General features: G+C 56.2%; 9 protein-coding genes. 5 read left to right on the forward strand and 4 right to left on the reverse strand.

Translation table 11 applies throughout. The features are described 5' to 3' along the window. Positions 1–175: 175 nt before the first annotated feature. From asmA to udk, 3 genes are read right to left on the reverse strand one after another with little or no spacing between them, the layout of a single operon-like run. Positions 176–2,011 (reverse strand): outer membrane assembly protein AsmA, encoded by a 1,836-nt coding sequence (asmA, locus tag DDT56_RS23645; protein WP_136168799.1) that lies wholly within the window; start codon positions 2,009–2,011, stop codon positions 176–178. Between the two features lie 38 nt (positions 2,012–2,049). After that, positions 2,050–2,631: a dCTP deaminase gene (dcd, locus tag DDT56_RS23650; RefSeq protein ID WP_009113730.1), complete on the reverse strand. Its 582-nt coding sequence runs from the start codon at positions 2,629–2,631 to the stop codon at positions 2,050–2,052. 44 nt (positions 2,632–2,675) lie between these two features. Continuing rightward, on the reverse strand, positions 2,676–3,317 hold the full coding sequence (udk, locus tag DDT56_RS23655; protein ID WP_136168800.1) for a uridine kinase: 642 nt from the start codon (positions 3,315–3,317) through the stop codon (positions 2,676–2,678). Between the two features lie 524 nt (positions 3,318–3,841). On the opposite strand from udk, the gene DDT56_RS23660 reads away from it, so the two are divergent. Further along, positions 3,842–4,132, forward strand: a complete 291-nt coding sequence (locus DDT56_RS23660; protein ID WP_136168801.1) for a GIY-YIG nuclease family protein — start codon at positions 3,842–3,844, stop codon at positions 4,130–4,132. A gap of 309 nt (positions 4,133–4,441) precedes the next feature. Here the strand turns inward: DDT56_RS23660 and apbC are convergent, their stop codons facing one another. Beyond that, positions 4,442–5,551 (reverse strand): iron-sulfur cluster carrier protein ApbC, encoded by a 1,110-nt coding sequence (gene apbC / locus DDT56_RS23665; RefSeq protein ID WP_136168802.1) that lies wholly within the window; start codon positions 5,549–5,551, stop codon positions 4,442–4,444. Positions 5,552–5,749: 198 nt separating this feature from the next. Here apbC and metG point away from each other — a divergent pair, with 198 nt between their 5' ends. From metG to fdnI, 4 genes are all read left to right on the forward strand, one after another. Further along, complete coding sequence (gene metG / locus DDT56_RS23670) at positions 5,750–7,777, forward strand: methionine--tRNA ligase (RefSeq protein ID WP_136168803.1); 2,028 nt, start codon at positions 5,750–5,752, stop codon at positions 7,775–7,777. Positions 7,778–8,062: 285 nt separating this feature from the next. Then, positions 8,063–11,110, forward strand: coding sequence for a formate dehydrogenase-N subunit alpha (gene fdnG / locus DDT56_RS23675; RefSeq protein ID WP_136168804.1), 3,048 nt, complete (start codon positions 8,063–8,065; stop codon positions 11,108–11,110). Between the two features lie 12 nt (positions 11,111–11,122). Next, entirely contained in the window at positions 11,123–12,016 is an 894-nt protein-coding gene (fdxH, locus tag DDT56_RS23680; protein ID WP_136168805.1) for a formate dehydrogenase subunit beta, read from the forward strand. Next, positions 12,009–12,644, forward strand: a complete 636-nt coding sequence (gene fdnI / locus DDT56_RS23685; RefSeq protein WP_136168806.1) for a formate dehydrogenase-N subunit gamma — start codon at positions 12,009–12,011, stop codon at positions 12,642–12,644. Before fdxH ends, fdnI begins: the two co-directional genes overlap by 8 nt. The last annotated feature ends 153 nt before the right edge of the window (positions 12,645–12,797 follow it).

Genomic DNA, 12,797 nt, shown 5'->3' on the forward strand with positions numbered 1-12,797 from the left:
AAGGCATGGATAAAGAGACCGTGCAGCAAATTACCGGGCTTACGCCTGAAGAAGTGGCGCAGTTGGCTGAAAAAGAGTAGTGAGACTGCTTGACCAAGGTTTGGTGCTTTGCCGTTAATGCCCCCTACCGGCCTCCCCCTTCTCAGGGGGAGGAGCAACCCCAAAAACCGCTGTCTTACAGCCGATCAAGCAGTTGTTTCAGATCCTTGCCTTTCTGGCTTTGCTGGTTCTTCTCCGCCCACTGGTTCAAGCGCTTTTTCATCTCATTCTGCAAGCGCTTGCGCAGCAGTTGATCCACCTGCAACTGATAATTCAGCTTGTCCCACGAACCGTATAGCCGTAACGGAATCGCCGTATCCCGCAGTACCTCAATCAACTGCTCATCGCCCTGCCAGCCGTCGGTAACCCGCACGTTCAGGTTGGTATCGCAGGTTCTCGCCAGGAGGTCAATCTGTCCGGCTCCGGTCAGCGCCAGGAATTCAGAGCTGCCGCTCAGTTCATTTATCTTCAGCTTGCCTGCGTTCAACTGAATGTTTGCCGCCAACTGCCGGACTTCGGTATAGCGTTCATAGCGCTCCTGGCCCCGCACGCTATTGCTGCTTCGCACGACGGCCATCTGCACCATCTGCTGAATGTTCAATCCGTGGAAACGCAGATTGCGGGCTTGCAGCGCCGCATTCCCCCGCCACTGCTGCGTCAAGGCCGGCAGAGTAAAGGCATCGCCGCCGAACTCGCCGCGCATGGAGAGCTTACCGCTCAGACTTTCCGGCAATGCAAACGCCGCCGTCAGCGGTGCGATATCGATATTATTCAATTCCGGCTGAATAGTGATGGCGGGGGATGCGGTGATATCCATCTTGCCCGGCAGAGAAAAATGTCCATCCCCCAATTTTCCACTCAGCGTGGCGATATTCAGCAGCCCCTGCTGATTGGTCGCCTGCACGGTAAACTGGTTAACGTTAAGCCCGCGATAAATCAGCGATTCAGCCTGCAATGACAAACGCGCCGTGAATCCCTGTAGAGCGCCCTCGCCTGGCTTTACCGCGTTTTCGGCAGAGATAACCGGCTTGCCCGCTTTTACCTGGGCAGATGAGGAACCGCGCGTCTCTGCGCCAAGCTTAATGCCGAGCAAAGCATCCAAATCGAGCTTGTCGGACTTCAAATCCAGCACATAGTCGGGAATATCGCCAAGCGCGGCGCTGCCGCTTCCCGTCAGTTGACTCTCATTGGCGCTCAGCGCCAGCTGGCTTACGGTAATCTTTTCAGGCTGACGCTGATAGCTGGCCTGCAAGCTGCCGCTGCCGGTAATGCCGCCTGCCGGAATGTCCGCCCCCTGAATCTGGTAATCCAGCTTCTCGATATTCGCATTGACCTGCTGCGGGAAATGCAGCATATCCAGATCGGCGGACAGCGAAACAGCGATGTCCCGCTGATCGCGATTGACGCGGCTGGACAGCTCGATGCTCACCTGACGGTTGCCGTCCTGCTCCATTAATAGGTTGATATCGCGGACGTTTATCTGTTCATTGTCGTTGCGTTGCAGAACCAGCAGGCTGTCCGCAACCCTTAATTTATCAATATCCAGCTTCCAGCCTTGCGTCTCGGCGGGCGCCGGCGAGCCTGGCGGGGCAATGGGGGCGTTGCCGGTGGATTTAGCTTCGCTTTCCGGCGTCAGCCGGATAACCGCGCCTTTCAGCATCACCTGTTTGACGGCGAGCTTATGGGAGAGAAGCGGCCAGAGTTTAACATCCAGACGCATGTTTTCGGCGCTGACCAGCGGCGCGGTTGCGCCCGGCGCGCTCAGCGACATGCCGCCGGACAGAATGCTCAGCTGCGGCCAGACATGCCAGCGCAGTTCGCCATCCAGCCGCAGCTGATAGCCGCTGCGATCCTCGACCTGCCTGACCATATAAGCGCGAAAGTCATTGGGATTAACCAGCACCACCAGCGCCGTCATTCCTGCCACCAGCACAACAAGCAGAATCGCCAGTGTCGTCAGAAATCTTCTCATGCCATCCTCATTGTCATTCGCCTTACAGCGGCAATCAGTCAGTCTTTGTCGATGCGGCTCGCCACTGCGCCCTGCTGATCTTTATATTTGGCATCCTGACGGCGGTTGTACGGGCGGGCCGCCGGCCCCGAAAGCGGCTCGAAACTCAGCGCGCCAATCATCATGCCGGGGCGTAGCGCCAACGGCAACTTACCTGAATTATAGAACTCCAGCACAATTCTTCCCTGCCAACCGGGATCGATACGGTGCGCGGTTACGTGAACCATCAAACCTAAACGCGCCAGCGAGGAGCGTCCGTCAAGCCAGCCCACCAGATTGTCCGGCAGGGTTACCGACTCCAGCGTGACCGCCAGCGCCAGTTCGCCCGGATGCAGAAAGAAGGCTTCGCCTTCCGGCAGATTGATTTCATCGCTCATTACGCGATCCAGCGCCGCGCTGACCTCATCCTTCGGCCCGCTTAAATCGATAAAGGCCGCGGTGTGTCCTCTGAAGACCCGAAACTGATTGCCTAAACGGACATCGACGGTCGCGCCATTAATTCTTTCTGTTGGCGGACGGGGCGTAATTGATAACCGGCCGTCATCCAGCCAGGCTTCAATATCACGATCACACAGTCTCATTTTTTCTCCACTCGATCGGTAATGGGTAAAAAAGCCCAAAAAGATTATTCAAAAAACTGGCTTATCTTGGCTTTCAGAATATCAATCGCAATACGGTTTTTGCCGCCGCGCGGCACGATAATATCGGCATATTGCTTGGATGGCTCGATGAATTGCAGGAACATCGGACGTACCGTTTTCTGGTACTGCTCCATCACCGAGTCCATGGAACGGCCGCGCTCGTTAACGTCGCGGCGCATACGGCGCATCAGGCAGATATCCAGCGGCGTATCGACAAAAATGGAGAAATTCATCTCGTCGCGCAGGCGGGCTTCCGTCAATAGCAGAATACCTTCCAGAATAACGACCTTCTTCGGCTCAAGACGCACCGTTTCCTGCATCCGGGTATGTTCAACATAGCTATAGAGGGGAAGTTCTATCGCCTGACCGGCTTTTAACATTTGCAGATGCGTTAGCAGCAGGCTGTGATCCATGGCGCTGGGATGGTCGTAATTCGTTTTGACTCGCTCTTCCATCGTCAGATGGCTTTGATCTTTGTAGTAACTGTCCTCGGGTATCACACCAATATGTTCGTCACCAACCTGGTCACGCAATTCACGGTATAACGTGCTGGAAATAAGACTTTTACCGGAAGCAGACGCACCCGCTATCCCGATGATGACACACTGATGAGACTTATCAGTCATGGTAATTAACGACCTGATTAACATAAAAAAGAGAGGGATACACCAATGGTGCTGCGACGCGGCAATTATAAGGAGTTAGCGTTGTTCGCGCCAGCCTTTCCACCATGCCGGTTCCGTCATTCCCGTGCCGCCTACGCATTCCGCGCCCCAAAACATGGGAGTCGCCTATAGCGGCCCGTAGGGCGAGTCCCAGGAAATGGACGAGTAAGCGGGCGTTTTTTGCACCCAGTCGCCAGCAAATGCAGGTCCCTGCCTACGGCCGCAGGGATGACGGAGAAGAGGCTGGGATGACGGAGAGGAGGCTAGGATGACGAAGAGGAGGCTAGGATGACGAAGAGGAACGCCACCTTTCCCCATCCGTCGTTCCTGCGAAGGCAGGAATCTACCCAACAGCGGTACATTGCCTCAGAAACAGGCCTAAATCTGCGAATAGCATTCCTAATTTCAATTAGAGCACCTGACTCTTTGTATTTTTCAGATTAAAACGAGGTATCTCACGTAGAACCGTTTTTAAGAATGCAAATATGAGCAAACAACCTTGTATATATATCTTGACCAACAAGCCTTATGGCTCACTTTATATCGGCGTAAGCAGTCATTTGACCAAACGGATATGGCAACACAAAAATCGGATTACTGGTGGGTTCACTCAAAAATATCACTTACATATGCTGGTCTATTACGAATATTTTAAGGATATGAATAATGCCATTTTGCGAGAAAAGCAGATGAAAAAGTGGAAAAGAGCCTGGAAAATCAGGTTAGTTGAGAGCATAAATCCCCGTTGGGACGACCTATATCATCATATTATTTAAAGCCTTTCCGTTATTCCTGCGCACAAAAACACCAGTAGTGTTTTTGATACCGCCTGCTGCGGCTCGTAGGGCGAGTCCCAGGAAATGGATGAGTAAGAGGGCGTTTTTTGCACCCTGTCGCCAGCAAATGCAGGTCCCTGCCTACGGCCGCAGGGATGACGGAGAGGAGACTGGGATGACGGAGAGGAGGCTGGAATGACGGAGATGAGGCTGGAATGACGGAGAGGAGGCGGGGACGACGGAAATGGGGATGCGGTTTAAGCATCCATAGCCAAGATGCTCTCCCCCCAGACTCCGTCATCAACGACGCTACAGCGCCCGGAAAGAAATCTCGGTTGGAATAACCTCGCCCTGCCAGTAAAGCTGCGCCGCGACCTGCCCGGCCAGCTCGCGGTATAATGAGGTAAATTCACTGTCGGGATGGCTGACCACCGTCGGTTCGCCGCGATCCAGATCCTCGCGCAGCGAAATATGCAGCGGCAGTTGCCCCAGCAGCGCGCAGTGGTATTTCTCCGCCAGTCGCTGCGCGCCGCCGGTGCCGAAAATCGGCTCCAGATGGCCGCAATGGCTGCAAATATGGACGCTCATGTTTTCCACGATGCCAAGAACCGGCACGCTGACTTTCTCAAACATGGCGATGCCCTTCATGGCATCCATCAGGGCGATATCCTGCGGCGTGGTCACCACCACCGCGCCGGTGACCGGGATGCTCTGCGCCAGCGTCAGCTGGATATCCCCGGTGCCCGGCGGCATATCCAGCACCAGATAATCCAGGTCCGGCCAGAGGGTGTCCTGCAACAGCTGCAACAGCGCTTTACTGGCCATCGGCCCGCGCCACACCATGGCGTTATCATCGGTGACCAGGTAGCCAATGGAATTGGTCGCCAGTCCGTGCGCCATAATCGGCGCCATATGCTGACCGTCCGGCGAGGTGGGTCGTTCGCTCGCCGCGCCCAGCATGGTAGGAATCGACGGCCCGTAGATATCGGCGTCCAGAATGCCGACGTTGGCGCCTTCCGCGGCCAGCGCCAGCGCCATATTCACCGCGGTGCTGGATTTGCCGACGCCGCCCTTGCCGGAGCTGACCGCGATAATATTTTTCACTCCTTTTACCCCGGCCTGATCGTTCACCCGGCGCAAGGTGGCGATACTGTGCGTCAGACGCCACTCCAGCGCTTTCGCCCTGGACAGGCGCAGCAGCTCATCGCTTACCGCTTCCTTTAACGCTTCCAGACCGCTCAGCCAGGCAAACGGCATGGTCAATTCAATATGCAGCACATCGTCCAGCAGCGCGCAGTGGTGCAGCGCATGCAGCGTGGTCAGATTATTTTTCAACGTCGGGTGCTGAAAAGTCGACAGAACCCCGGTAACCAGGGCGCGCAGAGCGTCCGGACGCTGTTCGGGGAGTTTAGAGTTCATTCCGGCTCCTTGAATTTTTCATTATTTAACCGATAGAAAACGGTTATAGCATACCAGAAGGAGACCCCGACATTCATACTGAATCATCCGCCCGGCCATATCCATGCGGAAAGGATTTAGGCGAGGCAGCGGTTTACGCAGCAAGGCGCTATCGGTTAACATCAACTTCCCTCTATCACAAAAGAAAGCAAGTTCCTCATGACTCAAGTCGCAAAGAAAATATTGGTAACGTGCGCGCTGCCTTATGCCAACGGTTCGATCCACCTCGGTCATATGCTTGAACACATTCAGGCGGATATCTGGGTTCGGTACCAGCGAATGCGCGACAACCAGGTTTACTTTATCTGTGCGGACGATGCCCACGGCACGCCGATCATGCTGAAAGCCCAGCAGATGGGGATCGCCCCCGAGCAGATGATTGCGGCGATAGGTCAGGAACATCAGCAGGATTTCGCCGGCTTCAACATCAGCTACGACAATTATCACTCCACGCACAGTGAAGAAAACCGCGAGCTGTCCAGCCTGATTTATCGCCGGCTCAAGGAGAACGGTTTTATTAAAAACCGCACCATCTCGCAGCTTTACGATCCGGAAAAAGGCATGTTCCTGCCGGACCGTTTCGTCAAGGGCACCTGCCCGAGATGTAAAGCGGCCGATCAGTACGGCGATAACTGTGAAGTCTGCGGGGCGACCTACAGCCCGACCGAACTTATCGATCCGAAGTCGGCCGTTTCGGGCGCCACGCCGGTGATGCGCGAGTCCGAGCATTTCTTTTTTGACTTGCCCGCCTTCAGCGACATGCTGCAAGCCTGGACGCGCTCCGGCGCGCTGCAGGAGCAGGTCGCCAATAAGATGCAGGAGTGGTTCGACGCCGGCCTGCAACAGTGGGATATTTCCCGCGACGCCCCTTACTTCGGCTTTGAAGTCCCGGACGCGCCGGGCAAATATTTCTATGTCTGGCTGGATGCGCCAATCGGCTACATGGGCTCATTCAAAAATCTGTGCGATAAGCGCGGCGATATCGATTTCGATGAGTTCTGGCGCCAGGATTCCACCGCCGAGCTGTATCACTTTATCGGTAAAGACATTGTTTATTTCCACAGCCTGTTTTGGCCCGCCATGCTGGAAGGCAGTAATTTCCGTAAGCCCACCAACCTGTTTGTTCACGGTTATGTGACGGTCAACGGCGCCAAGATGTCAAAATCGCGCGGCACCTTTATCAAGGCCGAAACCTACCTCAAGCATCTGGATGCGGACTGCCTGCGCTATTACTACGCGGCCAAGCTCTCTTCGCGCATCGACGACATCGACCTTAATCTGGAAGACTTCGTCCAGCGCGTGAACGCCGATATCGTCAATAAGCTGGTCAATCTGGCCTCCCGTAACGCCGGTTTTATCAACAAGCGTTTCGACGGCAGGCTGGCCGATACGCTGGCCGACGCGGAGCTGTATAAAACCTTTACCGACGCCGCCGCCAGCATTGCCGATGCCTATAATCAGCGTGAGTCCGGCCGGGCAATCCGCGAGGTGATGGCGCTGGCCGATCTGGCCAACCGTTACGTCGACGAGCAGGCGCCGTGGGTGGTGGCGAAAGAGGAAGGCCGCGACGCCGACCTGCAGGCCATCTGCTCTATGGGCATCAATCTGTTCCGCGTGCTGATGACCTACCTGAAGCCGGTGCTGCCGTCGCTGGCAGAGCGGGCGGAGTCTTTCCTGAACCAGGAACTGCGTTGGAATGAGATCGCCGCGCCGTTGCTGGGCCATCGGATCAACGCTTTCAAGGCGCTGTTCAACCGTATCGATGCGGATAAAGTCAACGATATGGTGAACGCCTCCAAAGAGGACATGACGGCGACGAAAACCGCTTCCGGCCCGCTGGCGGAGACTCCGGTGCAGGAAACCATCGGCTTCGACGACTTTGACAAGGTGGATATGCGTATCGCCCTGATCAAACAGGCTGAGCTGGTTGACGGCTCCGATAAGCTACTGCACCTGACGCTGGATCTGGGCGGCGAAACCCGCCAGGTATTCTCCGGCATCCGTAGCGCTTATCCCGATCCGTCGGTGCTGGAAGGGCGGCTGACCGTAATGGTCGCCAACCTGGCGCCGCGCAAAATGCGCTTTGGCCTGTCCGAAGGAATGGTGATGGCGGCGGGCCCCGGCGGGAAAGATATCTTCCTGCTCAGCCCGGACGGCGGGGCGCAACCCGGCATGCAGGTCAAATAATCTCGCTCTCAGGCCGAATATCCGTTCGGCCTGCTATTTTCGCCGCTTTTCCCGCTTGCCGTCCGCCGTTTTTCCTTGCCCGCCTCGTTACACTAGCGAACCCAAATTCAACACATATTTAACGCCCCGCCGTATAAAACGTGATACAGCGCACATAACCCCTACCTGTCAAAGGCTAATCAGATACTTTAAATACTTAAATTTTGATTTCGCGCAAAACCCACATTTTTTGTATTGTTAAATTGCCCGTAACAATAATGATACATAATAATTATAGGGAAGCTAATGAACCTGAACCGAAGAGGTTTCTTTAAAGTTTGCGCGGGCGGAATGGCCGGGACCACGCTGGCAATGCTGGGTTTCACTCCTACGGAAGCAATGGCGTCAGTACGTCAATACAAACTGTTACGAGCAAAAGAAACACGCAATAACTGTACTTACTGTTCCGTTGGCTGCGGCGTTCTGATGTATAGCCTGGGGGACGGCGCCAAAAACGCCAAACCCTCCATTTTCCATATTGAAGGCGACGCCGACCATCCGGTCAGCCGCGGCTCCTTATGTCCGAAAGGCGCCGGTCTGGTGGACTACATTCACAGCGAAAACCGTCTGCAATATCCAGAGTACCGCGCGCCCGGCTCGGACAAATGGCAGCGAATCAGCTGGGATGAGGCCATCGACCGTATTGCCCGGCTGATGAAGGCCGACCGCGACGCCAACTTTGAGCGCACCAACGCCCAGGGCGTCACCGTTAACCGCTGGCTGACCACCGGAATGCTCTGCTCCTCCGCCGCCAGCAATGAAACCGGGATCCTCGATCAAAAATTCGTCCGTTCACTGGGCATGGTCGCCATTGATTGCCAGGCGCGCCTGTGTCACGGACCGACCGTCGCCGCATTGGCGCCGACCTTCGGGCGCGGCGCCATGACCAATAACTGGGTCGATATCAAAAACGCCGACGTGGTTATCGTCATGGGCGGCAACCCGGCTGAAGCGCACCCCGTGGGCTTCAAATGGGCTGTGGAAGCAAAAACGCACAACAACGCCAAGCTGATCGTCGTCGATCCGCGCTTTAACCGCTCCGCCGCGGTGGCCGATCTCTACGCCCCCATCCGCGCCGGGTCCGATGCCGCCTTCCTGCTGGGCATCGTCAATTATCTTATCACCCACAATAAAATTCACCGCGAATATGTGCTGTCTTATACCAGCGCCAGCCTGATTGTGCGCGATGACTTCAGTTTCGACGAAGGCCTGTTCAGCGGTTATAACCCACAGACGCGGCAGTACGATAAGTCCAGCTGGCAATACGAACTGGACGCCTCTGGCTTCGCCAAACGCGACGTCACCCTGTCTCACCCGCGCTGCGTGTGGAACCTGCTGAAAAAACACGTTGCGCGCTATACCCCGGAAATGGTGACGTCGCTGTGCGGAACGCCGGCCGGGGATTATGAAGAAATTTGCCGTACGCTGGCCGAAACCTGCGTGCCGGACAAAACCACCACCTTTATGTATGCGCTGGGCTGGACTCACCATACCAACGGGGCGCAGATTATCCGCGCCGCGGCGATTATCCAGCTGTTGCTGGGAAATATCGGCATGTCCGGCGGCGGCATCAACGCCCTGCGCGGTCACTCCAATATTCAGGGCTATACCGACCTCGGCCTGCTGACCACCAACCTGCCCGGCTATATGCCGCTGCCGTCGGAAAAACAAAGCGATTTACCAACCTATTTGAGGCAAATCACGCCCACCGCGCTGCTGCCCGATCAGGTGAATTACTTCAAAAACACGCCGAAATTCTTTATCAGCATGATGAAGAGCTTCTACGGCGAAAACGCGCAGGCGTCGAATAGCTGGGGCTTTGACTGGCTGCCGAAATGGGATCGCAGCTACGACATCATGGCGCAGACCGAGCTGATGATGGAGGGCAAAATAAACGGCTATATCGTTCAGGGCTTTAATCCCATCGCCGCCTTCGCCGATAAAAACAAGGCCGCCGCGGCGCTGTCCAAACTGAAATTTATGGTGGTCATCGACCCGCTGGCGACCGAGACGTCCACCTTCTGGCAGAACCACGGCGAATTCAACGACGTCGATCCCCAATCGATCCAGACCGAAGTGTTCCGCCTGCCCTCTTCCTGTTTTGCCGAAGAAAACGGCTCTATCGCCAACTCCGGCCGCTGGCTGCAATGGCACTGGGCGGCGGCCGAGCCGCCGGGAGAAGCGCTGCACGACGGCAAGATCCTCGGCAAGCTGCTGATGCGGCTGCGCGAACTCTACCGCGAGGAAGGCGGGGCTTATCCCGATCCGTTGATGAATATCAACTGGAACTATCAGGACCCGGAAGATCCGACGCCCGAGGAGATCGCGCGCGAGGGGAACGGGATGGCGCTGGCCGATATCTATGACGACAGCGGTAAACTTATCCTGCAAAAAGGCCAGCAGCTCGCCGACTTCTCCCAGCTGCGCGACGACGGCACCACCGCCAGTTTCTGCTGGATTTACGCCGGCAGTTGGACGGAAGCCGGCAACCAGATGGATAAGCGCGACAACGCCGACGCCGGTCTGGGCTGCACGCCGAACTGGTCGTGGGCATGGCCGCAAAACCGCCGCATCCTGTACAACCGCGCCTCCGCCGACCTGCAGGGAAAACCGTGGGACAGCAAACGTAAGCTGCTGGAGTGGAACGGTAAGCAATGGCGCGGCATCGATATCCCCGACTTCGCCGCCACCGTCCCGCCGGGCAAAGATACCGGACCGTTTATTATGCTGCCGGAGGGCCTCGCCCGGCTGTTCTCGGTGGACAAACTGGTGGACGGTCCATTCCCTGAGCACTACGAGCCGATTGAAACGCCGTTGGACTCCAATCCGCTGCATCCGTCCGTGGTTTCCAGCCCGGCGGCGCGTCTGTTCGCCCGCGATGCAAAAACCATGGGGTCGGCGAAAGATTTCCCTTACGTCGCCACCACCTACTCGATTACCGAACTGTTCCGTCACTGGACCAAACACGCCAGGCTCAACGCCATCGCGCAGCCGGAGCAATTTATCGAAATCGGCGAAAACCTGGCGCAGCACAAAGGCATCAAGGCCGGCGACGAAGTCAGGGTTTCCTGCCAGCGCGGCTATATCAAGGCGAAAGCCGTGGTCACCAAACGCATCAAAACGCTGAACATTGCCGGTCGGCCGGTAGAAACCGTTGGCATTCCTTGCCACTGGGGCTTTGAGGGGGCGACCCGCAAAGGCTTCCTGGCTAATACACTCACCCCCAGCGTCGGTGACGCTAATACACAAACGCCTGAATATAAAGCGTTTCTGGTTAACATAGAGAAGGTGTAAAGGTAGCCAACCATGTCAATGCAATCTCAAGATATTATTAAACGTTCGGCCACCAATGATTTCACACCGCCTCCGCAGGTGCGCAGCGATAAAAGCCAAGTGGCCAAGCTTATCGACGTCACCACCTGTATTGGCTGCAAAGCCTGCCAGGTGGCCTGCTCAGAATGGAACGATATCCGCGATGAGGTGGGCCATAACGCCGGGGTCTACGATAACCCCGCCGACCTGAGCGCCAAGTCCTGGACGCTGATGCGCTTCTCCGAAGTGGAGGAAAACGACCGGCTGGAGTGGCTGATACGCAAGGACGGCTGTATGCACTGCAGCGATCCCGGCTGCCTGAAAGCCTGCCCGTCCGCCGGGGCCATCATTCAGTACGCCAACGGCATCGTCGATTTTCAGTCGGAAAACTGCATCGGCTGCGGCTACTGTATCGCCGGCTGCCCGTTTGATATCCCGCGGCTGAATAAAGACGATAACCGCGTCTATAAATGTACCCTGTGCGTCGACCGCGTCAGCGTCGGGCAAGAGCCGGCGTGCGTGAAAACCTGCCCGACCGGCGCCATCCGTTTCGGCACCAAGGCGGAAATGAAACACCTTGCCGAAGAGCGGCTTATCGACCTGAAAAAACGCGGCTACGCCCACGCCGGCCTTTACGATCCGCAGGGCGTCGGCGGCACTCACGTCATGTATGTGCTGCACCACGCGGACCGGCCGTCGCTGTATCACAACCTGCCTGATAACCCGCAAATCTCCACGCCGGTGGATCTGTGGAAAGGCATTCTGAAACCATTATCGGCGCTCGGGTTCGTCGCGACGTTTGCCGGATTAATCTTCCACTATGTGGGCATCGGCCCCAATACGGAAGAAATAGAGCACGAAAATGAGGAAGGGGACAAACATGAGTAAACAGAAAATGATTTTGCGCACCAAATTCATTGACCGCATCTGTCACTGGATTGTGGTCATCAGTTTTTTTCTGGTCTCACTGTCCGGAATCGCCTTGTTTTTCCCGACATTGCAGTGGCTGACGCAAACCTTCGGCACGCCGCAGATGGGGCGTATCATGCACCCGATTTTCGGCGTGCTGATCGTTATCTGCCTGATCCCGATGTTTATCCGTTTTGTGGGCCACAATATTCCGCAACTGCGCGATATTCCCTGGTTTCTCAATATCATTGAGGTGCTGAAAGGCAACGAGCACGAAGTGGCGGACGTGGGCAAATACAACCCCGGCCAGAAAATGATGTTCTGGAGCATTATGGGGCTGACGCTGGTACTGCTGATTACCGGCATCATCATGTGGCGGCCCTATTTCGCCCATCTGTTTCCCATTGACGTGGTGCGCTACGCCATACTGATTCACGCCACCGCGGCGATCGTGCTGATCCACGCCATCCTGATCCATATGTATATGGCGTTTTGGGTCAAGGGATCGATCAAGGGCATGATTGAAGGGAAGGTTTCCGAGAGGTGGGCGAGAAAGCACCATCCGCGCTGGGCGCGCAGCCTGAAAGAGAAAGAGGCGAAGAAGTAACGCCGCCATTTTCCCGGCCATTATGACCCCCTCCCGGCCTCCCCCTTGTCAGGGGGAGGAGCAAAAATTGGCTCCCCCTTTGGTTGGGGGGAGACGCTAACTTGCTCCCTCCCCTGCGACTGTCTCTTATACACAAATCCAAGGAACCTCTAG

Source organism: Brenneria corticis (assembly GCF_003115855.1).
GTDB lineage: Bacteria > Pseudomonadota > Gammaproteobacteria > Enterobacterales > Enterobacteriaceae > Brenneria > Brenneria corticis.